This is a genomic window from Paenarthrobacter sp. NPDC092416 (assembly GCF_044755025.1).
Classification (GTDB): Bacteria; Actinomycetota; Actinomycetes; order Actinomycetales; family Micrococcaceae; genus Arthrobacter.
Genome location: NZ_JBIVQG010000005.1, coordinates 64,094 through 87,482 on the forward strand (window position 1 = coordinate 64,094; position 23,389 = coordinate 87,482).

The following is a 23,389-nucleotide window of genomic DNA, read 5'->3' on the forward strand; positions in this document are numbered from 1 at the left end:
ACAAACTGCCCCAGGTTCCTGTTCGGGCGGACCTAACGCTGAACCCGGTCGACAGTGGACTCTTCGAACGCGCCATTAAGCTGCAGATCCCGCACAACTACTTCAAACATCCGCCCAGGAGTCTCCGACCGCTTTGGCGACCGCGGCGGTCTCATCCAGACGATGCCCGGCCTGACGGTTTTCACCGGCCGCCGACTCCACAGCCCACTGACGTCTGTGTTCTGCGTGCACCGGCATCCTGTTACCGGCTGTTTGCTGAGACGCACACCACTATGAGGTGGAGCATCAGCTTACGGGCGGTCACTTAGCTACCAACAAAGCGGTCGTCCGCGGGCTAGTCGTTTGGTGCTAGTTTCATGCCCACCAGCAACCGGACCAGTTGAATAGTGCTTCATTACCCCCGCCGCCAGCAATGGTTCCACGAATTGGTCACTAGCTCGACACAAACAGATAATTGATTTGACAGGATTGTCATACTAGCTAGAGTGTTCACAGGTTCAGGCGCAGGGGGAGTCGCTTGGAATCTTGATTAGGTCACGCCCAGTGCCAGCTCCCAAAGAAAAGAGTAGGGGAGTTTTTTGAAACATCTGCGCGTCTCTTTAACGGTCCTGATTGCCGCCGCCTTCGTTCTTCTCGGCATGTCAGCCCCTGCCCAGGCTTCTTCGCCAACAACCCAGTCGTCCTCCGATCAGCAGGACATCCTCGACTTCTTCCGTCAGTACGACGTTCCGCAGCACCAGTGGGGACCTCTGATGAAGGATTTGAACGAGGGAAGGCCGTGGGATTCCCTTACGGGAGTCGCGCCAACAAGTGTCGAGGATAGGGATACGCCCACATCAAGCGTCCGGATCAGCCGATTCCCTGATGGGTCGGTGATGGTAAGCACGCTCGAACGTCCCACTCAAGTCCTCAGCAGTAACGCTCCGGAATTGGCTGGAGATAACGCGATTACGCCAATGGCGAACCTCTCTGGATGTACGGTCTACACCGGAAGTGGATATGCCGTTTACCGCGGCTGCGGCGTATCGAATCAGTGGGGAAACGTGTACGTTGGATTCAACGCCAACTTCTCGATTATCAATGGAACCTACGACACTATCGACAGTGTCTACAACCAGACCGCAACATGTTGGGGCATCGGTTGGAGCTGCACCGCCGCAAATTTTGATCCGATCAAAACAAGCGAAGACGGCTGGGGCGCCGCTAAAGCTAGGGCACACTCGTGGGTATCTGCGCAGTGGGGATCATGGGATGTATGGGTGGAACTGAACGTTGGAGGGAACTCAGGATGGGCCACGAACTCATAGTTACTTTGCAAATCCAAGAAGCCAGCACACAGCCGAACTATTGGCTTTTGGCGCTAACCGCAATACCGACCATTATTCTGGCCATCGTTATGATCGTCACCTTGGTACTTGCCCTAACGGACCCCGGGCTGACCATCATGCCGCGTTTGGCATGGGGGATTCTAATAGTCGCCGTACCTTTGCTCGGTGCCGTCATCTATCTCGCCATGCGCGGCCGACAACGCACGCCCTGGCCCAAGAATGGGGCAGCCAACAAAGGTTGACATAGCCGCCATTCGGGGAGCACCCGTCAACTGAGGGGCCAGCTTATGCTGGTCCCTCACGCGTTGCTCTGCAAGCCCGCGGTCGCTTTCGAATTGTTTCGACCACGAAGAATAAGTCCAAGCCCAACTGGATCTTATCTGATCCACCCCAAGTGGATCCCAATTGATCGTCGTCCTGCTTGAGGCCTTACTCCCCCTGAGATTGTTGCCCGTATGAACGGCCGAGCCCCGGCTCCTGCAGTTGTAGGACCATCCAAGGACTGAACGCCCACGGGGCTGCCTCTACGGCAGCCATGAGCCCCTCGAGCTTGACCCACCGGAAATCTATGGCCTCGCTGGGACGCAGATCCGGGACGTCGCCGCTATGGGCAAAGTAGACGGGGCAAATCTCATTTTCTACGATGCCGGAGGCATCCAACGCCCGATACCGGAACTCCGGTACGACAAGGCGAGGAGCTCGGATTGTCATCCCGAGTTCCCACAGTGAGCGTCGCCGCAGCGCATCCTCCATCGCTTCGCCCGGAAGTGGATGACCGCAAAATGAATTGGTCCAAACACCGGGCCAGGCAACCTTTCCCAAAGATCGGCGCGTGACGAGGACTTCGTCATTTTCGTTGAAGACGTAGCACGAGAACGCAAGATGAAGCGGGGTTTCTGTCGTGTGAACGTCAGCCTTGGCGCACACACCTACGGACTGCCCCCGGTCATCCACCAGCACAACCTGCTCGATAAAACTCACGCAATCCCCGCCCCTCAACTTTTCATCGGTGCAGACTGGAATTCACTCCTAAATGACTTGATGCCTGTACAAAGTGCTAGTGTCCGGGAATTTTGTCAGCGTGCTGAAACTTTCAAGCAAAAACGCTTCTGGACCCTATCCGCCCATTTGTCACTTCGCAATCCTACCTATTCAGCATTCGCATTGGAAACTTTCGCCCGCCAACGGAATCCACACACTCTGCTCTGAACTGTGACTAACAACAACCATTACGACATATCAACGATCGTGTCAAGTCAAAAGACGGTAAACGGCGGTGTGTTAGTGTCGTTCCGGTTGAGAAGAAGGGCGGGAAGTCCCAAGCGGATCACCACGACTTTCCTGTGGGGGACAGTGAATTATGAAAACATTGCAAGCTGATCCGATTATGGACGTGGGACACGTTCAACAACATGTTGATTCTATACTTCGCACTTTTCTAGACCGTCAAGATGAGTCCGCTTGTGGTCCAGAGATCTCAGTATTCACAGATCTGCTTCGCAAGATGCTCGCAGCTGGTGGAAAACGAATTAGACCGTTTCTGTGTATTGCTGGCTGGTCCAGTATCAGCGATCAAGTCCCACCACAGCTGGTCTACCGGATCGCAGCATCCCTGGAACTCTTCCATGCATTTGCGCTCATCCATGACGACATCATGGATAAATCAGCTACGCGTCGCGGGTTGCCGACAGCTCAGCATGCTTTGGCCTCGCATCTCCAATACCTGCCAAATGCAGACATCCTGGGAACCAACGCGGCCATCTTGTTAGGTGATCTGGCCTTGGGCTGGTCTTATGACCTCATTCAGCCCGAACTCCCCCAGGAGGATCATCTGGCCGTGCCGTACACAGTTTTGAGTTTGATGCGAACTGAAACGGCTGTAGGACAATACATGGACCTCCTGGCCAGCGCTCCAACCACACCCAGCCTGGCCTCCGCGTGGAAAGTCATCCTATACAAGACAGCGAAATACACCTTTGAACGACCGATTCAGATAGGCGCCCTGCTGGCCGGAGCCAGCGAGAAGCAAACTCGTTCCCTTTCTGAGTTCGCGCTTCCACTAGGTGAGGCCTTTCAGCTTCGGGACGATCTCCTAGGGATCTTTGGTGACCCCAAGACAACTGGTAAGCCTGCGCTCGACGACCTCCGGGAAGGAAAACACACCGTTCTGGTCTGTTCCGCATATGAGCGGGCGACGAAATCACAGGCGCGGATACTCCGAAAAAACCTTGGCAACGCTCAGCTTACCGACGATGACGCACAGGAAACCCGCGAGATTCTGTTGACCACGGGAGCCAAAGAGGTGGTTGAGGAATTGATCACCCGCCGATATCGTACGGCCGTCGAAAATCTAGATGCCGCCCCTATAAGACCCGAAGCGACAACCGCTCTTCGCCATCTCGCATCGAACACGATCGCTCGAACCGTCTAGAACGGCGGCTGCGCCAGACTGACCAACGGCTTCCCATCCCAAGGATTCTCTATGACTACTTCTGCACTCAACGCCCTGGATATACGGCCTGTACCGGGGAGATTGCCGTTTTTCGGACACGCGCTCAGCTTCGCGCTTCGTCCCCAAAAGTTCCTGGAAACGCAGCGCAGTCTGGGAGCTGTGACTTCCATCAAGTTGGGCAGCAAGAACGGCCAAATTGTCAACGACCCGACTCTCGTCCGTGAACTGCTGGTTGCCCGCACTAGAGATTTCATCAAGTCGGGCCCCCTCTATGAGACGAGCAGTCGCTTTGTAGGGAACGGTCTCGCTGTTAGCGAGGGTCCATATCACCGAAGGCAGCGCCGCTTGATGCAGCCAGCCTTCCGGAAGGCCCGCATACCGGAATATCACTCTGCCATGCGTGAAGCAACTGACCTGATGATCGGGGCATGGCAGACAGGTCAAACGATAGACATGTGGGATGACCTGTCGAAACTAACAGTGACCGTAATAGGTAAAAGTCTCTATCAGGGCGGCTTCACAGACGAAATGACCGAGCAGATCATGCACTCGGTCGCTACAGCCTCCCGGGGCATCGGCTGGCGAAGTCTCATGCCCAAATGGATGCATCACGTGCCAACACCTGAATCAAGAGAGTTTTCACGGGCGCAACAAACTCTTCATGCCGTTGCAGACCACGTAATAGCTGACCATAGAGCACACAACGACGACTCACAGCACTTCCTCACTGAATTGTTGTCTGCCCGCGATGAGCAAGGAAACCCTTTGACTCATCAACAACTACGGGATGAGGTCGTAACACTCTTCTCAGCCGGAAGCGCTACCGTAGCCACCACGCTGGCCTGGGCGCTCCATTTGGTTAGCGAACATCCGGAGGTCGGGCAGCGTATTCACGACGAAACCGTCGCAGTACTTGCCGAGCGTCCAGTGACAGCCGATGACATCTCCCGCCTTCCTTACACTGCGAGAGTTGTGAGCGAAGTACTACGGATCTATCCACCGGCATGGCTTCTCCCCCGCGTAACGATCGAAGACACAGCTCTCGGGGACCACTTCATCCCGAAGGACACAATTGTGTTCTTCAGCCCTTACGCAATCCACCACGATCCCCGCTGGTACCCGAACCCCAAGCACTTCGATCCGGATCGGTGGCTTCCCGATGAGATCGCCAAACGCCCACGTGGCTCATATGTTCCATTCGGTGCCGGAGTCCACCAATGCATAGGCAACGACTTTGCGCTGTTTGAAATAATCACGGCGCTGGCGACCATATCGAGGGGGTGGATTCTGACCAAGCCGGTCGGAGCCGTGGTGCAACCTCGAGGCGGCCGAGCGGTTCTGGAACCCAAGGAGCTACAACTGAAAGTCCACAAGCGGACATTAGGTCGACCGCAGCATGTGAGTGCTGCACCAAATGAAAGCCAACCCGGCTGCCCCTACGGCCGGGACTCCGCCTAGCCGCCACAGCCGCGCGATCAAGTCCTCGTCCCCCCTGCCCCAAGGAGTCCATCATGCTCAAAACCCTGCCAGACTGCCCAGGTTTGGAACCAAACACACTCGTGCAGTTTCCTCGGATTGCACAGCGTTTCAGCTGCGGCCTGCATCCGGACTACTACCAAATTCTTAGGAGCCACGAAGAGTGGGTGCGACGGCAACTGCTGCCAAACGACGAGAACTTGGCAAACAAGGTACTCAAAGACAATTTGAGTGCGCTGTTCGTATGTATGTCGTACTACGATCTCGACGCGGAAAAAGTTCTGGACATCTGCGACCTCACCGACTGGCTCTTCATACACGACAACGACGTTGCCGTACTCAGGACCGACCCCAACAGTTCCGATGGCACACGCCAAGCGTCAGTCAAAAAGTACCTTCAGGATCTTCAAACGATGCTCGCCGGCGGAGTACCCCCCGAAATGCCTTGGGCCATGGAGAGTATCTACGACCTGATTTCGCGGTTCCGCGCGAAATCGACCCCTGCGATGTTCAAACGGTTGGTTGAAGCATTCCGTTACTACAGCACCGTCACCATCGGCACCGAGGCCTCGGAGCTACTGGAACAAAAGGTGACGGATCTGGAAAGCTACATGGAGTTGCGGTCCGTGGGAGGCAGCTCGGCAACACTCTTCTTCCACGTCGTCACTGAGTACGTTCTGGGCGTTGATCTGCCGCCAGAAGTCCTCAGCAACGAACTGGTAGATCGATACTGGCGAAGTGTCATGGACCATTGGTACCTGCCAAACGACCTTCTCTCCTTCCGGGCTGAATGCGCTCGTGGGGACCACAACAATGCCATCTGTGTGTTGCGTCGAGCCGAAGGCCTCTCTCTGCAAGAAGCATTGGACAAGGTCGCAGAAATGATCGACCTATGTCAGGACGATGCCGTTCGTCTCTTCGCCGAGATTCAGAATTCTGCGCTGGCGGAAGTACCGGGCCTCCTCAGGACTCTTGAGACCTTCCAGCACATAGGCGCAGCAAACCAGCGTTGGTCGTACATGGCCCCTCGTTATCATGGTGATGGATTTGTTTGGAACGGCGTACTAACTGGCGACGTGCGCCTGACACCTTCGCATACCTTCTTCCCGGATGTCCCGTTGTCAGCCGAATCGGTCACGAGCACCAGGTCGCTGCAAGCATGAGTATGGCTGCCAAAGTTCTCGGCAATCCCGATCTGAGGTCTCGTGGGAAGAAACGGACAGCGGTGATTGGGGCCGGAATATCCGGTCTGACGGCTGCTTACGTTCTGTCGAGGGAGCACGATGTCACAGTCTTCGAAGCGAGGTCCCGTCTAGGTGGCAACGCAGACACGCGAACCGAAGTCAGCCCGTTTCACATTGATCTTGGATTCGTCGGATTCAATCAAGTGACGTATCCGAATCTTATAAGACTCTTTGATGAGCTTGGGATCCAAAGTCGGCCCGCTGTGCAAGCCACTGATGCCGTCTGTGGCGACTGCCAATTCAGACACATGGACGGGGACACTTTGGGTGCTGGCGGGCTTCCGCCAAAACCGCTGGACATTGCCGATGATGATTGGCGCAATTTTGCCGCGGACATGGCCCGCTTCGGTCCTCAGCTGAGCGAACTGGTCGATGGCAGGGATGTCGCTCAAACCACCGGACAATTCCTGAAGGAACACGGGTACTCCCGATACTTCACACATCATTTCCTTTATCCACGGATTGGCCCGTGGTTTCTTCTCAGCTCGCGAGACCTTGACCGAATGCCCATACAGTTCTTGAGGGAATCCATGGCACCGCTGTCGAGTCCCGAGGTTCAGAACTCGTGGAGAACCGTCGAGGGCGGGAGTCAAAACTATGTGAGCCGAATAGCCCAAACACTGACCGATGTTCGATTGGCCACTCCGGTACGCTCTATCTGTCGAAAGACGGATGGCGTCGAAGTCCTTGATGCAACTGGACTGAAGCATGTCTTCGACCAAGCCGTAGTCGCGGTGCATCCGCTCCAGGCCCTTCGAATGCTGGAAAATCCAAGCCAGGTTGAACGAGAGGTTCTTGGTGCCTTTGAGTTCGCAAAGGTCGCAGTTGTACTGCATACCGACGAAAGCGTGCTTCCTGCTGACGACTGTCAGGGAGGACTGATGATGCGCCTGACGTGCGCCACAGATACCTCGCCCTTTGGCAATTGTCATGTGGACGTCACTAAGGCACTCCACCTGGAGACAGGGGTCCGCTATCTGAAGACGTACAACCCCATCGACGCAATAGATCCCACGAAGGTGCTTGTTCGCGAACTTTACGAAGTCCCGCTGTTCACGAGCGCCAGCGTGGAAGCACAACATAAGCTCCGCAATATGTCAGACGATGTTCTGGCCTGGGCTGGCGCCTATCACGGCAACGGCTTCCATGAAGCTGGATGTGCTTCCGGCGTCAAAGCAGCGGAACAGCTCGGCGTCAGCTGGGTTTAGGAAACAGCTCTTAATGACGGTATCCGTCTCCATACGGTGCCCTCTTCAGCAAACAACCCATAGGAGAACCTCGTGACTGTGTATGTACCCGAAAAAAAGGCCGTTGCTGATTTCTACGACAACGCCATTCCTATGTTCAGCCGCATCGACACCAACGTCCATGTCGGGTATTGGGACTCCCCTGCGGACGAGAGCACTCTGCAGGAAGCTACCGTTCGCATGACTGACGTTGTGGCGGAGCTCCTGAAAGCACAGCCAGGCGACCGAATTCTTGATGTGGGTTGCGGCCTCGGTGCACCAGCAATTCGCATCGCTCAATCTGTCGATGTAGAGATTGTCGGAATTGCAACCAGTCCAAAACTGATCGCGGAAGCGAACAAAGCCGCCGTTGTCGCTGGCGTCTCTGATCGTGTGATGTTCGAGACCGTCGATGCCGAAGATATGCCCTACCCGGCCTCGTCTTTCGACTCAGTGATCGCCATAGAGTCCTTGGTTCATATGTCTGACCGACCCCGAGTGTTCAAGAACATAAGCCACGTTTTGCGCCCAGGTGGGAAACTGGTCCTGACCGACCGGATCGAGATAGCCGAACCAACGTCGCACGAGCGAACAGTCGTCGATAACTACAGGAAGCTTGCATTCCAGAGCCCCTTCATGCGGCTCGATGACTATGTGGCGGCATTGATCAATGCAGGACTCCTGCCATTGGAGTTCCGCGACATCACAGCCGAAACGAGTCGACACCAGATTCACACGATCGAGTCACTCAACCGCCAGGCTGAAGAACTCAATGAAGTCTATGACGCTGCCGTAATGGAACAGTGCAAATTGGTCTTCCAGGCCTGCTTCAACGCCGGTCTGCCAACAAACATGCTTATGGTGGCTCGTCACGGAAAGCACACTCGCTGAGTCTAAACCAAGACATCGTTGCCAGAGTGGCGCTTTCAGAAGACCAGCAAGATTACCTATAGTAAACTGAGCCGCTATAATTTCACCGGGCAATCTCGCTTGGCGCTGAACTTGGTCTGCCAGAATAATGACAAGAAACATGGAGTTTAATTTTGACCGCTGCTAGTCCCAAAATCACCGTTGTCGTACCCACGTACAATGAGCGACTGAATCTACCGGTGCTTGTCGATCATTTAAGTCAGCTCAGTCTGCCGAATTTCCACGTTCTTGTTGTCGACGATAATTCCCCAGACGGAACGGGGGAAATAGCCGACAAGTTGGCTGAGAAATCCAACAGTACGGTCTCTGTACTGCATAGGACGGTTAAGGATGGCCTCGGACGGGCGTACATCGCTGGGATGACTCGCGCATTGACCGAAAACGCGGAAATCATCATCCAGATGGACGCCGATTTGTCGCATCCTGTTTCTGTGATCCCAGCAATGGTCGAACGCCTCCAAACAACAGACGCAGGATTGGTCATCGGCTCACGCTACGTACCGGGCGGTTCCACCGCTTCTGAATGGCCTTGGCATCGAAAGGCACTTTCAGCATGGGCCAATTTCTATGTTCGCTCCATCCTCAGACTCAAGGTCAAGGATTCAACAGCCGGGTTCAAAGCTTGGAAGGCATCAACCCTCCAAAAAATTGACGTATCAACTATTGAGAGTAACGGTTATTCATTCCAAGTTGAGATGAATTACCGGACTGCCCTTCAGGGCCTTGATATTGCAGAAGTACCCATCCGATTTGAGGAGCGAACGGAAGGAGCGTCAAAGATGAATCTTCGTGAGCAACTCGAGTCCGCCGCTACCCCTTGGCGACTACGGGCACAGCGCCGCTCATTCGAACAGCGCGACCGAATCCAAGGCGGCGACCAGATGCCGATCAAAGAACACGACACCCTGATCTAATTGTTTGGGCCAGTACGGACAAGATTCAACGCGAGACAGCCTCTGAGCTGCCTAATAAAGTCCATTCAGTCATACGCGGCCACTTTGGTGCACAGCGTCCAGCCATCACTGCGATACTGCCCCACGTGCAGACAGCGACGAAAACTTGGTCGTCGACCGTGGGAGTGCCGGGGCCGATGTGGCCGTTCCTGGCGCCGAAGGTAAATCTCGATGTTGGTGTTGGCGGCCATGAAAACTGCCCGGATGCAGTCTCAGAGTTCGAAGACGACCACATCCGGCAAGAACGAACACAGGAAGAGATGGCAGCGGCGAAGGCTTAGGGCCGACTCTGGGGATGCAATCAAGACTCTGCAAGGCCCAGAAGCCCACATCGGCAGCCTGCATCAGCATAGGCCCACACACCAAATGCTTCCTCCATCGCGTTGGTTGCCAGGAGGCTGGTGCTCTGCTTCGTGTCATGCAGAAGGACGCGCACTGTGGTGGCGAGTCGTTTTGCCTCCGACCGTGACCCTGAATCGTAGGCCGCACAGGACGAATCCAGGAATTCCAACTGCTCGACCAGGCGGTTGATGTCGTCGCGCTCAAGCTTGCGACCACCTTCCATGGCCTCAGCTTGTTCCTTGCGGACCTCGGCGTGGAGCAATCTCTTCATGGACGGATCGTAAACGAAGGACCATTCAGATAGCGACAGGCAGGCAAGGGGTTGGCCGCCAGACAGCGCATAGCGGGACGACGAGAAGAGGCCACAACATAACAGTCATTATGTTGTGGCCGGGCGAAATTTAAGCTCCAACCAGGCCCGGCAACGGATCGTTCGGGCGAGGAGTTGCTACCCTCCCGGAACTTCATTACTGAAGCCATGTGGGAGGAAACAGGCCGAACGCACTTAGGCTTGACATTCCACGGTTGCAATTGCGCATAATTTGGGGTTGGTATCACCGAAACCTCCTGGGACCCTCTCAACTTTGACGTCCACGCAGTGTCTGAACTGAGCGCAACACAACACCTTCCCAGCGATTGCCTCAACAAGAACGACGCGCGTCCCAATCGTTCCTGCAGTGTCGGAACGGAGAGTGGGGACATACCGAGGAATTGGCCAGCGACACTACAACATTCGTTCTGTTGCTGGATCATCGCATCGTCAGCTAATGCGCCTCGACACTGGCATCTACTTTTCAAGTAGATTTCTAGTGTCATGGGAACACAAAAATGAAGACAAAGCCCGTCGAAACAACCCTTCGACCAACGCTCGATCCACCCCCATCGTCTGCCAGTACCTCGCCTGCAGTCACCTTCCTCCTACGGCTGATCTCATTTCTCCCCGTCGGGATACTCGCCACCGTTGCAAGTATTACATTGACAATCAAGGAGAGTTGGCAGCGAATTTGGACCATCACGATGCTCATTGGCATTGTTTCGCTCTACACAGTGGTCTTCGCCGCATTGATCATAGTAATTCGCCGAAATCGGGACGAGAGATAGCTCTTGAGGATCCAGGCTTACAATTCCCTTGGACCGAATTATGCGCCACCAGCGCGAATGGCGTAAGTGAGAAGGCGCCCATAAAACTGATAGTGCTGGCGAGAACGCGGTACACCCCGCAACGACTCACGATCTTCAGACGTGAATCCGGATCGGGATGTTCGCCCTTGGGTTGTGCACCCAGTCCGCCACGTTGGGAGATGTATAGAGCGGTCTCACAATTGAGAAACCAGCTCTCGGACTCTTCCGAGAAACTTCGTCCTCAAATCCTCGTTTGGGGCGACTGAGCTGAAGACCACGGCCAGCATTGCTGCCGTGTCCAGCCTCAGGATTGGCCACGCCGGCGAGTCAGTAGTGACACCTCCGCCCTGTTGACCATATCCGGCGTGGAATTCCTCGTAGTTCAGCCCGTTCTCAGGTATTGCCGCATATTCCTGGACACGGGCGAGCTCAACTTCCGGAGCTGCGACCAGCGCATTGCTCCAGTCAAAAATGGAATGTGGCTGGCCGTTCCGGACGCGCACATTCTGGCGGCGTAGGTCCAGATGTGTTAGAAGAGGCTGCCCCAAATTGTTCTCCAGGCTACCGATGAGCTCCGGATTCGGTGGAAGCAAGGGCAGCTCGGTGTACTTCCCCAAAACGTCGTAGCGCTGGACCAGGCGCTCCACAATCCTCGAATAAATTGGACTCCCATTTTGCGCAACGAGGTCCAATGATGGTACTGGCTTTTCGTGCATTCGCGAAATGATCGCGCCCAACGCTGACGAGTCGAGTACCGATCCGTCGTCTTCAACGACTTCCAGGACGAGGACGGGGTACCCGTGCAGGTCGAAAAGGTCCAGAGGCTCCGCACTGGGTATCCCGTTGCTCGTGGCCCAATCTGCCAATCCCATCTCTTGAACCTGCAAGTCACGAGCCACCACACCAGGGTTATTCGCGGTGTTGAACTCGGGAGTCTTTGGGATCCGGTATCCCTCCTGTCGGCCGTCTTTGGTGGCGATGAAGAACAGGAACTCAGTTCCGGAACCGGCGAGAACGACTTGATGCGCGCCCCTACGGGCGGCGGCTGCCTTTGCGATATCTAATGGTCGCCAGCACTGCTCCTTGCTCATTGAAGGACCACAGCTGCCGAAGAGATCCAAGTGTTGTGCAGCCACCGCTCGTATGCGTCGCCACCGGGCCTGGGGACGGTCAGGTAGAAGGGGTGAAGCACCCGGGAGCTTCCGCCTTCCCTTCCAGCGTGCATTGAGCCGATGTTATTCGTGACGAGCAAGTCGAACTGTTCACTGACCAAACAGGTTTCGTACTCAGCTTTGAAGTCAGCAGCCGACAGCTCCAGCCCCTGATAAACAACGTGACAGAAAAGCCTTAGCGTCTCCCCCATGCACTGCCCGCATGGGCACCGGGCAATCAGTGGTTCAAGATCCGGAAACAGCAACCGATGTTCCAGAGCAACGGGGGCTTCCTCACGAATCAAGGGTGTCCCCCTTAGACTCGTCGTCCCGACGCCGAGCATGCCGGCAAGAGTGGGGTAATTGCTTCCGTGAACGGGACGTTCATCGACGGCAGAGCGCAAATTCGCCGCGTACCATCGACTTGCGCTTTCAACCCCGATGTACCCCTGTCTGGCCGCCGCGTCCAGAACGACACGGACCAAGTCCACGTGAGGAGTGACACTGAGCCCTTGACCAGGATCGGAGATGAAGATGCCTTGATAAAGCTTATGCGTGTGGGTTGTCGTGAACCCGGTCGCAGAGAACACCCTTTCATCTTCGTGCCAGTCTTCGACTAGTTCCCTGCTAGGAGTCAGGTATGAGGAATGCTGCCCGTCATGATGCATGAGCATGTTCCGGGTCGGAGCCTCGTTGGGCATGATTGTTGTCTGAGGCAGGTCGACTTCTACGTAGAGATCACCGGGCGCCCCACTTTGAATCATCGACGCAGCAAGGGCACGCATGATTTGTTCGGCGACGTCACGGCTTTCGTCGTGGCCCAACCGAAGGCGGCCGATACGGAAAACGGCGTATCCGTTCTTGGAGAGGGACTTTACTCCCTGTTCGGCCGCATCGTAAATTGACAGCTCGTTGACGGGAGACCCGTGGCCGGGCTTTATGACTGCATCGGAGTTGGCAAATTTCATCATATTCCTCTCGAGATAATGACTAAACCTTCAGGGCTGGAATTTGCGCAGGTCGCCACCGGTAGCGCCTAACAGCGGGAGACAGCAGTAGCAGCACCATGGTTATGACAGTTCCCACGACTGATACAACAAACACAGCCGTGACACCCACAGCAGAGGCCACTATCGGCGCGATGATGAAGGAGGCGGGAAGGAGGCTGAACGAGATGAAAGCGTTCAAGGAAGCTACCCGAGCCAGGGAGCCAGGGGCGACGGCCCTCTGCATAGCTGTAGTAACGGTCACCTGATAGAACCCCAAGGCAACACCCGTGCCCGCTTCGGCAAAGACGAACCACGCGGGATGCCACTGCAGGATCAAGCAAATTGGTGGGAGCGCCAAGGCGACAACACCGTAGGAAGCCCACTTCAGCACCGGAGCCTCATGCCGAACGCGTCCACCCAGCACCGCACCAAAAATCTGCCCGATCCCAAAGACAGCCAAGGCAATGGGCCACAAGGATGGAAAACCAAGCGCTGCGGCCGCCGCTGGCCCCAAGACCAGGAACGGCCCCGTAACCATGAACAGCAAAATGGCTGACGCGCACATTTCGGACACCAGCCATGGCACGGCCATCAGCTCCTTGGCTCCAGACCTGACAGCGGTCCAAGTTGACGTCGCTTTGGAGATGGCCCCCTGCGATGCCGGAAGCCCCATGAGCAGGACCGACGCCACTATGAAGGAGAAGCCATCGGCGACGAGCGCCCATGGCGCTATCTCCAGCATCACGAAGACCGCACCGATCAATGGTCCGACCGTCGATGCAACACTGGAAGCTGTGGTCAGTGCGGAGTTCGCCGAGGCAAGCTCATCAGCCGTTGCAACGCTGGGAAGATAAGCCGTGCTCGCTGGCCTGGAAACTGCAACGGCGGAACCGAAAATGATCTGAGCCAGTATCAACAGCAGAGTCGGACCCTGGAACAGGAGAATCGCACCCGAAAAAATCTGGGCCAACCCTGCAATAACGTAAGCCAGGATGAGAAGTGTCCGCCGCTCATAGCGATCACCAGCAATGCCTCCCCACAGCACCACGGCGCATTTGGGAACGGCCGAGGCAGCCAGAATCCAGCCAGTCTCCACTATTGAGTAGCCGGCGATGCTGCTGGCCAATGCCATTACGGCCAGCGTGGCGCCATCTCCGATGATGGAGATGGCGCTGCTTGTGAGGAATCGACGCCGGTATGTTCCTCTGGCGCCTTTGTCAGATGCTTCGTACGGCTTCATTGCATCGTCTCCAATACACCGGGGACTTGCTCAAGATTGTTAATCACCGTCGTATCGGGGTAGCTAATAGTGCCCGTTCGATCTATGAGAATGAGCCGAATCCCGGCAGCACGAGCGGCCCCACCATCCACGACCATCGAGTCCCCGACCAGCACCGTATTCTCGAGCTCGCTGTCCAACGCCGAAGCAGCATCGAAAACCGCTTGCGGATCAGGTTTTGCATAGCCTGTTTCACCACTGATCGAAATATGGTCGAAGTAGTGTGTAAGGCCAAGGAGATCCAGGATGTCCCTCAACCAGGGATCGAAATTGGATAAGAGCCCAATCGCCCTTACACGGTGGTTGTCCCTGAGGTTCTCCAGGCACGGAAGTACATCCGGATATTCTGTGTAATTCGCAGGGTCCAAGATGGATCGGGCCGCGTTCAGGCAGCTGGCGCCATCCGCCACTCCACCGGAACGACCAATCGCTGTTTCCAGGAAGGTGTACCAGCCTTTCAACCGAAGTACAGGATCCGGTTCATCCTCCGGCCAAAGTGAGTCAGTACCCATGCTTGCCAAGGCAAGCTGTATAGACTCCTCCGGATTCCCGATATCCCAGGTACCACCGCTCAGCAGTAATTCATGGAATGACCGACGAGGTGTCACGAGCGTACCGCTGGCATCAAAGAGCACAGTGATTGAAGACATTAGAAAACCGCCAGCTCTGTGAGTTCGGCTCGAACTTTGGCGTCGCGTTCGGTCCAATATTCGTGGATCAACCGGTTCTCCGTCGATATATAGTTCACCAAAGGCTCTACCCGGCAGCCGCGCAGCTGTTTGGCCAAGAGGGCTTCGGGACCATAGTTGATGCTGCGCACGTTGGTACCGCAAAGATGCCTGATCAGTGAATAAAACGCCAGGTTGAAGTAGAGGCGGGCGTTACGGGTCGTTGTGTTCTGGACGAATCCAAGGTGGCGGGGCTGCGCAGATGAAGTGCCTTGGATGAAGCTCAAGAAGCCAATGGGTGAGCCATCTGCTGCGGTGGCAAGGAGCATTCGATACGAATCACCCAAATCGTCGATCGCCTTCTTATGACTTCTCATGACATGCTCGACTGAACCGCCGGTGAATCCGTGTCTGGCATACGTGTCCAACTGAAGTTGAGCAAGATCCTCACTAAACTCCGACACGTTGGCAGCGCGGATCTTGCATCCAGCGGCCTCGAATATGCGAAGCTCCTTGCTCACGCGTCTGCGTTGGTGAGGCGTGAGGCCTTCGAAGTACCGTTCTGCTCCGTTTGGAAGATCGAGGACGCCTTGCGCCCCACAGAGATACTCGATGAAATCATTTTTCAGCAGGGCTGCCCTCACAATCGAGGCCTTGCTCATTTCAACATTGAGCATTCCGCGGGTTTGGAAGTTCCTGCGGCCGAAGCCTGTCCAGGACTCCAACGCTTCCTCTGGGTTTTTGCCTACAAAACCAGCCATGTAAGCGTTGGGCACAGCACACCCAATGGCAGGATAATCGGAGTCTTTTCCACTTGGACCGACAGGGTCGAAGGCCTTGTATGCTGAGGGCTTTGCGAGATTGTAGCTAACCAGTGCGCCTTCTCCTCCGACAACGATGGATTCCCGGTTCGCTATCCGACCGGACATGCAGCTGAGCCAAGGAAGTGTTCGTGTGACGTATTCGTCCACACTGAGCCGTTCCCACAGCTTTTTGGCCTGGGGATCGTCGAGAGAGAGAAACTCCGCCGGAAGGTCCAACGCGTGGGGTGTTCTAAGACTTGATTGCAAGGTATCCCTCAAATTGGAGCGACTTGTGAATCATGTCGACCGTTCCGAACCCGGCTGACTGTCAATGGCCATTAGTTTCTGCCCATAGGCGGCCAGTTAATGTGCCGCTGGTGGCCAGTAGAACTGCCCGGTGATGGCCAATAGATCTGCCCACTGATTGGTTCGGCGGGATTGGCCATCGTCGGGTTTTTAGTTCAGTTGGGTGACTCCTTTGCCGGCGAGGGCTTGGGTGAGGCGGATGGAATCGCCGCTGGTTTGGCAGACATGGGCGTGGTGCAAGAGCCGGTCCACGGTGGCTGTGGCGAGGGTTTTGGGCATGAGTTCATCGAAGCCTGCCGGGTGCAGGTTCGAGGAGACCGCGACGGAGCGTTTTTCGTAGGCTGCGTCCACGACCCGGTAGAGTCCTTCGGCGGCGTCGGTCGCCACTGGTAGGAGCCCGATGTCGTCAATGACGACGAGGTCGGCTCGCAGGATTCTGGTCACGGCCCGGGTAACGCTGTCATCGGTGCGGTGGGCGCGGATCAGGGCTCCGAGGTCCTCGAGCCTGAACCAGGCCACGCGGAGCCCGGCTTCGACGGCTTGCTGGCCGAGGGCTTCGAGGAAGAACGTTTTCCCGGTCCCGGAGGGTCCGCAGACGACGAGGTTCTCCCGCCGGCTGATCCATTCCAGAGTGCGCAGGGCCTGTTGGGTTGGGCCCGGGATGGAGGAGACGGCGGGGTCCCAGGCCTCGAAGGTTTTTCCGGTCGGGAAGCCTGCTGCTTTGCGCCGGGTGGCGAGCATGGATCTGGCCCGGCCTGCGGTTTCTTCGATGAAGAGCGCTTTGATGATCTCGGCTGGTTCCCAGCGCTGGGATCGGGCGGTCGCTATCAGTTCCGGTGCGAGGGCGCGGGCGTGGGGCATTTTCAATTGCCGCATCAGCGCTTCGAGCTCGGCAGGCAGTGCCGGGGCTGCGGTGTTGGGCGTGGTGACCGGGCTCATCGGTTCTGCTCCTTTACGGGTGCGGGTTCAGTGCCGAGGCCGGCCCAGGTGCTGGTGCCTTGGGTCAGGGAGCGGGTTTCGTCCGCGGAGTGGGTGGTGGTGCGGGACTTTCCGGCGTTCAGGATCGAGGCCAGGTCCCCGTGCGCGAACCGGCCGTGGAAGGCTGCGTTGCCGAGGGCTTTATCGACTTCCGCGGTGCCGGCGATTTTGGCCAGGGTCACCGCTTCGGCCATCTTCACGTTCATCCGGGCCGTGCCGGCCGCGGCGGCTTCGACGATCCAGGTTCTGGCGCCCTCGCCGATAGCGAGGAACTCTGCTTCGTCCGCGGTGCGGGCCTTCACCGCATAATCACCCGGGATCCGGGTCCTGGTCCCGGGAAAGTGCTCATCGTTGATGGCGGGGCTGCCGGGCCTGGCCCGGTGATGACGGGCGACCTCGACCGGGCCAGCGGGGCCGTGGTGAACGATGATGACCTGCTCGTCGGTTCCGGCGCCGTGGGAGCGGACGAACACCCTGGCCCCGAGCAGCCGCGAAGGGACGGAATACTGGGCGTTCTCGAACGTCACCATCGGGGTGTTCTCCGCGACGGTGCGGGAGAGCCCGAACGCTACCGTGTGCGCGGTCTCGGGTATCCGGTGCAAACGCGGGGCCTCCTCGGCCAGGACCGCTGCTGGTTTACGACGGGTCACCCGGTGCTCGCGGTTGTTCACCTCGTCCATGAACGCCGCGCAGGCCGCCTCAAGCTCGGCGAAGGAGACATACTCGTCCCGGAGGTTTGTGTCCTTCGGGACGAGGTCGGCTTTGGCCAGCTTCACGGACGCTTCGACGCCGCCCTTCGTTGCGGGATCGGCGGGCTGGCACGTCAGCACCGTGACCCCGTAATGGCGGGCGAAGTCCAAGGTCTGCTGGTTCCGCACCGGGACCCCTGCGACGTGGGTGGTCGTGACCGTTTTCTCGTTGTCCGTGAGCACATACGTTGGTGCCCCACCGGCGATGCGGAAGCACCGGTCCAAAGCGGCGAACACGCTCGGCGCGGTCCGGTCCCGCAGCGGGATCACGATCCGGAACCTCGAGAACGCCAGCCAGGCAACGAACAAGATGGTCTTCACCCCGTCGATGCGCGGGCCCTCGCCGAAGTCGTACTGTAACCACATCCCGGGCTCCGTGATCCACGGCCGATGCACACGAACATGGCCCAGCCGCCATGCGGCCTTGACCTGCGCGACCGCGCGACGGGTGGACCGCTCAGACCCCGAATAGCCCAAGGCGAGGAGCTTCTCGTGTGCTTTGTCAGCACGGATCCGGCCTTTGGAGGCCTCAACCCATTCCTCGATCTTGGGCAGAAACGCGTCAGTAACACGATCCCGTGCAGCAGGTTCGGCGATGGGCCGACCCGCGTCCCGGGCCGCGACATGCCTGGCAACAGTGTGATGCGAACACCCAGTCAGCTCCGCGGTCGCCCGTAACGACCCGGTCAGATCGTAGGCAGCAAGTATTTCCATGATTTCTCCGTCAGACTTCATACAGGGCCTCTTCCTGCGAGATTCAATGCGACTAGACACCGTCATCAAATCCCGGGAAGAGGCCCCCGCCGCTCAAGACGCGGCGGATTCAAGTAAGGAAGCGGGCAGATCTCATAGCCACCGCTGGGCAGTTCTACTGGCCATCAGAGGGCACTTTCGTGGCCGCCAACGGGCAGTTTTTCATGGCCGCTAACAGTTGGACGGCCCGGCCTCATCAAGCAACTACGATCTCAAACCGAGAGACGTCATCTCACGACGCAATCACTTGCTTGTCGTGGTCGCCTTCCACCGTAGCTGCAACCTTGTTCTATGCCGGAAGCAACACTGTCGGCCAAACTGCCGTCTCATTGTTGGGCCCTTTCGGCATTGCGTAGCCGAGGTGGGCCATCGTTTGGCGACATAGATGATCATCGCCCATGGCCTTGACCTTGTCTCTCCACCATCGGTAGAACCACCTGCCATGCCTAAGGCGAGCTCGCATGTTGCTGACCAGCATCCTGCGCCAAAGTTCGCCTACGTCGCCGACGGTGACACCCTACTCGTTCAGCTCAGCCAGAGATGCGAGGATCAAGCGCAGCCTCACACCTCTGGCCCGACACTTTTTCACACTGACCTTCCGCGCAGCAGGAAGAACACGAGTACCGGCTGCTGGCTGTCAGCCACAACCCTCGCCAACCTCTACCTGGAAAACTCCCCCGATAGACCGTCATCATCTTCCCGACCGCTTGGTCGTAGTCACGTCGCTAAAGCAACTCACGCACATGAGGAGATGCAAGCAGCCGCGATAAAGATGACTTAAGTGTGGACGATGTCCACACCCCATTTAACCTGACAAGCAGCGGCCGGCGGCGCCTCCTGACGCCAGGAACGAGCCGAATCCAGACGGTCTCGACGCAAGTCCTCGAAGTCATGTTGCGCTCGGTCCCTGTATCCATGAAGAGGTGTAGGCCAACCACGACCTACCGAGCGAACCAAGAAAGGAAGGCATAGCCCCAGTTCAGAGCAAGCGGAGGGGCCAACCAGCTACGACCCTGAACCCGCTCCCCCACAACCAAACAGGCGACCCGCGGCGCCAGGCACACCCCGCGGTCAGTGTCAGAGGGACCTGACCACCCAGAATGTACACACGTTAAAGCAAAAACCCCCTCTGACGAGGGGTTTGCTGTGCCCGAGGTGGGACTCGAACGAGATTCCATGCCTTGCGAAGACTGGGAAGTGGCGGAAATATGCGGAATCCGGGCCAGACCGGTAGGTGTACGAGGCAGTCCGAGGTGGAAAGTGTGGACATTGTCCACACTTTCTTTGTGCCCCTGTCGGTTGTTACCGGGACGCCGTCCAAGTCCCAGAAAACGAGCCGCACAACGGTGGGGACGCCAAGTACACCGCGGCTATCGGAACTACCGATGAGTGTTGACCAAGAAGCTTCCATCAGATTTCCTCCTTTCACACGTTCATATCGATTCGACCGACGAGCGACATGGCGTTGCAGAACCCGACGGCACAAGTGTCAGGAAGTCGTTCTCCCATGACCGACATGACGAGTGCAATCAGCGCGACAGGGCCGCCAACGGTGGGTGAGCAAAAGAGATTGGCGGAGCTGCCAACGTCGCGAAACGAAAGTCCGACAGCAGGTGCTGCGTATTCAATCGCTCGAACTTCCCATGATCCTAATCGATCCACAAGGTCAGCCCATTGAGAGACCAAGCACTGTTGGATCATCAGTCCGCGAAGGCGCAGCCCCTCGCGACCACGCACCTGATTCAGCTGAGACACGCAAGGATCGGCTTGATCGGCGGACCCGACGAACTGCGCAGCAGCAGCGCCAGGCGTGATGACGACATTAATGCACCACAGTAAGCCGGTGTCGAGATCGACTTCGCAATCATGATTCCCGGTGACTACTCCATCAGCTCGGGAGTCCACGGCACAAAGTCCATGCTGGAGCTGAAGCCGGACTTCGCATCCCGGAAGACCTGCCAGTCATTGACTTTGATGACGCCGCGGCTGCGGATTGGATCCAACCAGGCCTCACAACTGTGACCCAGATGGCAGCAACAGCCATGAGGGCCCTCCCGGCGCATTTGGACGGTTACGAGTTGCTGCCCCGGCGCATCGATCTCAGGACCCAATTGGTTGTTCGGGGCTCGACGACAGTTGTATGGCGTCAGACTTCGACCAATGACATGCCAATGAACGACTAGGTTCTTTGCTCTGACCCTGGTCACAGATTTGGCACTGCCACCGAGCAATCGGAGAATGCCGCCGCAAGGGCCGCAAGTCGCACTGGACCGACGCCTTAGCCGATGAGGAGACACTTCAGTCTGTAACGAGCCTGGCCAAGGAACGCACCGCATAGGTGAACTGGTCGAACTTGAGCCGGATGTGGCCGTTTTGCAGGCCTCCGGTACTACGGACAAGCTCGTGAGCCTTCAGCTCCAACAGTTCGTCCGGAACGAAGCGTGGCTTGGTGCGGCTGACCCACGGCCACCGATCGGCTTCCTCGCCTCTCTCGTCGCGGTAATCGTCCGGAATGTGCAGCGGCTCCGAAGTCACCTCGACCACGGCGTAGCAGTCCCTTGTCTGAGCCGAGATCACCACGAGGTCACCCTCTTTGATGCTGGGTCGCCCCTTGGCCGGACTGCCAAAGAACCAGTCCTTGCGCCATTGATCCAGTGCCGGCTCACCGTACTCGGACTTCAGCCAAAGGGTCCGGTCACTGTCTCGTGCATCCACCAAGAGCTGCTCAACCAAAGCAAGGGCCAACTCACTGTCCAGACCTTCCGCAACCGGCTTGTCTACTACCGTCAGTTGCCGGGCCTGCAGCGCCAGACTGTCAAGGTCGGCAGGCGTCACCGTGCGACTCGTCCACGCATCCATCATTTGCCGTACTGACGAAACCTGGGCAGCTCCCAGCTCGACGCCAAGCTCAACGTTGGCCGCAGCTGAGCTGCCCAAACCGGCGCCAGTGAGGTTCGCGGATCCAAGGAATCCCCGGGAACCAAGAAGAAAAGCCTTGGCATGCAACCTGTCCACGTGCCTGACCGAGAAGCCCGACTCGATGAGCTGCAAAAGACCGTCGACACTCAAGTAACCGTTGGCTACGGCACTCGGATCGAGACAGGTAAAGAGCGTACGCGCTGCACCTGGTCCACCGGTTTGCGCCAGACGCTTACAGACGTCGTATGACAGGAACGGACTGGCCAGCAGCACGTCGCCCACGGCGTCCTGGCCGGTCTGAAACAACCAATCAGCGGCCTTCGAATGGACCGCGCCTTCATTCATCACGAGGTAGACATTACAGCGGCGACTGTGCCCGGTTCCGTATCGTTCCCGTCTCCGTCCCAGATGTCGGCATTCCTTTATTCGCCCAGCCGGCGACGGACACACCAGGCACCCATGTCGCCTTGGCCTGATCCTTGGGATCGTCTACGGGTTAATGGCACTGCTTTCCCTCGTCACGGGAAGGTGAGCGCGTGAAAGGTGCGGATTGTCCGTGCGTGCGCATGCCTGCGGCCGAGGTTGTTGGGCTCCCCTACTCGCCGGACGTCGCCGTTTCCAGAACAGCGTGGAACTCAGGGCTGACATGTATGGAAAGGCTGCCGTCCTCTTCGGACAGCCGGGTCAGCTGCTCATAACCTGTGCCATTCCACCAGTAGACATGCGGACTCACCGGTCCGGGTGCATCGCTGTAACCCATGGCGGTGAAGCGCACCATGCCGTCGAGCGCACCCAAGACGCTCTCGTTTTCGATGACGTGCCACACGAGTTGATGCCTGTTGGGAATGCTCATCAACCAGCCGAGGTCCTGGCGCGGCTGCTTGCCTGTGAGCTCGGTGGCAATACCAGGCAGCAACAGCGCCTTGCTGGCTGTGTACACAGACTCGCCCAGCAGCGCAGTGAACGAGCTACCGCCCTGTCCGGGAACGGTTTCGACCTGCTCGTGCTCCAGAGCGCGGAGATTCGTCAGGCCCTGGCTCCGGAGTGCATGCCAACCGCCGAAGGTATCGGCCTGTTTGCGGGCATAAACAGCCACCGTGTCCGGCAGATCGAGCGCCAACATCTCCACAATGCCCGGAGCGAACTGGCTGTGAGGGTATGCGTCCAGGTTCGGCAGGCCTGATTCTTCGTAAAGACGCGCGTACGTCTGGCTGGACGCTTGCTCCGCCGTGAGTTCATCGAAAGGATCAGCTCCGTCGAAGCTCGCAAACACGCGTTGAAGATGCTGGCGGATGATCTCCCGCCATTCGGAGGCCGCCGCGTTGTGGCAGTTCGCCGCGACATTCCAGAACCCGAATCCGCGGCCGTCAGCGTCAAGTGCATGATCAGCATTGATCTGCACCTCATAGCCCAGCTCAGCGAAGACTACCCGCACCATGGACCGGAACTCCTGCGCTTCGGACACAGAGAAGAACGTCAGCTCCTCGTCGGTTGGTTCCTGTTCATGCTGCTTCTTCTTGAAAAGGCCCATGGGTTTCGCTTCCGTCGTCATTGGCATTGAAGGATTTACAGTGGCGATTCTGCCTGAGTCCGGAGGAATCCGCTCAGGACGCGCCCAACCCAGCACCATCAGCCCCAGCAATATCTGGGAGCAGCCCGTGTAGTCAGCAAACATCATTCGCCAGCAGATACGCTATCGGTACGCCGGAGGACAACCCCTC

Annotated in this window: 23 protein-coding genes and 1 pseudogene; 12 read left to right on the forward strand and 12 right to left on the reverse strand. The window is 57.4% G+C overall.

The window, feature by feature from the left end; translation table 11 throughout:
* Positions 1 to 578: 578 nt before the first annotated feature.
* Positions 579 to 1,307, forward strand: coding sequence for a hypothetical protein (locus tag ACIQC5_RS11425; protein ID WP_400281895.1), 729 nt, complete (start codon positions 579 to 581; stop codon positions 1,305 to 1,307).
* On the forward strand, positions 1,289 to 1,570 hold the full coding sequence (locus ACIQC5_RS11430; RefSeq protein WP_400281898.1) for a PLDc N-terminal domain-containing protein: 282 nt from the start codon (positions 1,289 to 1,291) through the stop codon (positions 1,568 to 1,570). Before ACIQC5_RS11425 ends, ACIQC5_RS11430 begins: the two co-directional genes overlap by 19 nt.
* Positions 1,571 to 1,757: 187 nt before the next feature.
* Here ACIQC5_RS11430 and idi read toward each other — a convergent pair whose 3' ends face one another.
* A complete protein-coding gene (gene idi / locus ACIQC5_RS11435; RefSeq protein WP_400281900.1) occupies positions 1,758 to 2,309 on the reverse strand; it encodes an isopentenyl-diphosphate Delta-isomerase in 552 nt (183 codons plus the stop codon).
* A 379-nt stretch (positions 2,310 to 2,688) separates the two neighbouring features.
* Between idi and ACIQC5_RS11440 the strand changes: the two genes are divergently transcribed.
* The 7 genes and pseudogenes from ACIQC5_RS11440 (at position 2,689) to ACIQC5_RS11470 (ending at position 9,570) form a co-directional block, all read left to right on the forward strand.
* The gene (locus ACIQC5_RS11440; protein WP_400281903.1) at positions 2,689 to 3,759 is read left to right on the forward strand and encodes a polyprenyl synthetase family protein; all 1,071 of its coding nucleotides are present in this window, start codon (positions 2,689 to 2,691) and stop codon (positions 3,757 to 3,759) included.
* Between the two features lie 51 nt (positions 3,760 to 3,810).
* Positions 3,811 to 5,238: a cytochrome P450 gene (locus tag ACIQC5_RS11445; protein WP_400281906.1), complete on the forward strand. Its 1,428-nt coding sequence runs from the start codon at positions 3,811 to 3,813 to the stop codon at positions 5,236 to 5,238.
* Between the two features lie 53 nt (positions 5,239 to 5,291).
* A complete protein-coding gene (locus ACIQC5_RS11450; protein WP_400281909.1) occupies positions 5,292 to 6,419 on the forward strand; it encodes a terpene synthase family protein in 1,128 nt (375 codons plus the stop codon).
* A 2-nt stretch (positions 6,420 to 6,421) separates the two neighbouring features.
* Positions 6,422 to 7,291: pseudogene (locus ACIQC5_RS11455) on the forward strand (FAD-dependent oxidoreductase); the annotation flags it as partial.
* Between the two features lie 141 nt (positions 7,292 to 7,432).
* Complete coding sequence (locus ACIQC5_RS11460; protein WP_400282438.1) at positions 7,433 to 7,708, forward strand: hypothetical protein; 276 nt, start codon at positions 7,433 to 7,435, stop codon at positions 7,706 to 7,708.
* A gap of 72 nt (positions 7,709 to 7,780) precedes the next feature.
* Positions 7,781 to 8,617 carry an SAM-dependent methyltransferase gene (locus tag ACIQC5_RS11465; RefSeq protein WP_400281911.1) on the forward strand — a complete coding sequence of 279 codons (837 nt, stop codon included), beginning with the start codon at positions 7,781 to 7,783 and terminating at the stop codon, positions 8,615 to 8,617.
* Positions 8,618 to 8,769: 152 nt separating this feature from the next.
* Positions 8,770 to 9,570: a polyprenol monophosphomannose synthase gene (locus ACIQC5_RS11470; protein WP_400281913.1), complete on the forward strand. Its 801-nt coding sequence runs from the start codon at positions 8,770 to 8,772 to the stop codon at positions 9,568 to 9,570.
* Positions 9,571 to 9,910: 340 nt separating this feature from the next.
* On the opposite strand, the gene ACIQC5_RS11475 is transcribed toward ACIQC5_RS11470, so the two are convergent.
* The 8 genes from ACIQC5_RS11475 to istA all read right to left on the reverse strand — a co-directional run bounded on the left by ACIQC5_RS11475 (position 9,911) and on the right by istA (position 18,731).
* Positions 9,911 to 10,222, reverse strand: a complete 312-nt coding sequence (locus ACIQC5_RS11475; protein ID WP_400281916.1) for a hypothetical protein — start codon at positions 10,220 to 10,222, stop codon at positions 9,911 to 9,913.
* A gap of 1,045 nt (positions 10,223 to 11,267) precedes the next feature.
* Entirely contained in the window at positions 11,268 to 12,164 is an 897-nt protein-coding gene (locus tag ACIQC5_RS11480; protein ID WP_400281919.1) for a phosphotransferase, read from the reverse strand.
* Positions 12,161 to 13,195, reverse strand: coding sequence for a hypothetical protein (locus ACIQC5_RS11485; protein WP_400281922.1), 1,035 nt, complete (start codon positions 13,193 to 13,195; stop codon positions 12,161 to 12,163). Before ACIQC5_RS11485 ends, ACIQC5_RS11480 begins: the two co-directional genes overlap by 4 nt.
* A 19-nt stretch (positions 13,196 to 13,214) precedes the next feature.
* Positions 13,215 to 14,453 carry an MFS transporter gene (locus ACIQC5_RS11490; protein WP_400281924.1) on the reverse strand — a complete coding sequence of 413 codons (1,239 nt, stop codon included), beginning with the start codon at positions 14,451 to 14,453 and terminating at the stop codon, positions 13,215 to 13,217.
* Complete coding sequence (locus ACIQC5_RS11495; protein ID WP_400281927.1) at positions 14,450 to 15,142, reverse strand: HAD family hydrolase; 693 nt, start codon at positions 15,140 to 15,142, stop codon at positions 14,450 to 14,452. The genes ACIQC5_RS11490 and ACIQC5_RS11495 overlap by 4 nt, the downstream gene beginning before the upstream one ends.
* A complete protein-coding gene (locus ACIQC5_RS11500; RefSeq protein ID WP_400281930.1) occupies positions 15,142 to 16,200 on the reverse strand; it encodes a hypothetical protein in 1,059 nt (352 codons plus the stop codon). The genes ACIQC5_RS11495 and ACIQC5_RS11500 overlap by 1 nt, the downstream gene beginning before the upstream one ends.
* Positions 16,201 to 16,419: 219 nt before the next feature.
* The gene (gene istB, locus ACIQC5_RS11505) at positions 16,420 to 17,208 is read right to left on the reverse strand and encodes an IS21-like element helper ATPase IstB (protein ID WP_400281932.1); all 789 of its coding nucleotides are present in this window, start codon (positions 17,206 to 17,208) and stop codon (positions 16,420 to 16,422) included.
* Positions 17,205 to 18,731 carry an IS21 family transposase gene (gene istA, locus ACIQC5_RS11510; RefSeq protein WP_400281934.1) on the reverse strand — a complete coding sequence of 509 codons (1,527 nt, stop codon included), beginning with the start codon at positions 18,729 to 18,731 and terminating at the stop codon, positions 17,205 to 17,207. The genes istB and istA overlap by 4 nt, the downstream gene beginning before the upstream one ends.
* 1,692 nt (positions 18,732 to 20,423) lie before the next feature.
* Between istA and ACIQC5_RS11515 the strand changes: the two genes are divergently transcribed.
* Positions 20,424 to 20,588 (forward strand): hypothetical protein, encoded by a 165-nt coding sequence (locus ACIQC5_RS11515; protein ID WP_400281936.1) that lies wholly within the window; start codon positions 20,424 to 20,426, stop codon positions 20,586 to 20,588.
* 41 nt (positions 20,589 to 20,629) lie between these two features.
* Here the strand turns inward: ACIQC5_RS11515 and ACIQC5_RS11520 are convergent, their stop codons facing one another.
* Entirely contained in the window at positions 20,630 to 20,752 is a 123-nt protein-coding gene (locus ACIQC5_RS11520) for a hypothetical protein (RefSeq protein ID WP_400281939.1), read from the reverse strand.
* On the opposite strand from ACIQC5_RS11520, the gene ACIQC5_RS11525 reads away from it, so the two are divergent.
* Positions 20,714 to 20,932 (forward strand): hypothetical protein, encoded by a 219-nt coding sequence (locus ACIQC5_RS11525; protein ID WP_400282410.1) that lies wholly within the window; start codon positions 20,714 to 20,716, stop codon positions 20,930 to 20,932. The two genes, ACIQC5_RS11520 and ACIQC5_RS11525, sit on opposite strands and share 39 nt — an antisense overlap.
* A gap of 115 nt (positions 20,933 to 21,047) precedes the next feature.
* Here the strand turns inward: ACIQC5_RS11525 and ACIQC5_RS11530 are convergent, their stop codons facing one another.
* Together ACIQC5_RS11530 and ACIQC5_RS11535 are read right to left on the reverse strand one after the other, a co-directional pair.
* A complete protein-coding gene (locus ACIQC5_RS11530; RefSeq protein ID WP_400281941.1) occupies positions 21,048 to 22,016 on the reverse strand; it encodes a hypothetical protein in 969 nt (322 codons plus the stop codon).
* A gap of 247 nt (positions 22,017 to 22,263) precedes the next feature.
* A complete protein-coding gene (locus ACIQC5_RS11535) occupies positions 22,264 to 23,199 on the reverse strand; it encodes a hypothetical protein (RefSeq protein WP_400281944.1) in 936 nt (311 codons plus the stop codon).
* Here ACIQC5_RS11535 and ACIQC5_RS11540 point away from each other — a divergent pair.
* Positions 23,198 to 23,332 (forward strand): hypothetical protein, encoded by a 135-nt coding sequence (locus ACIQC5_RS11540; protein ID WP_400281947.1) that lies wholly within the window; start codon positions 23,198 to 23,200, stop codon positions 23,330 to 23,332. The genes ACIQC5_RS11535 and ACIQC5_RS11540 overlap by 2 nt on opposite strands.
* Positions 23,333 to 23,389 lie beyond the last annotated feature (57 nt).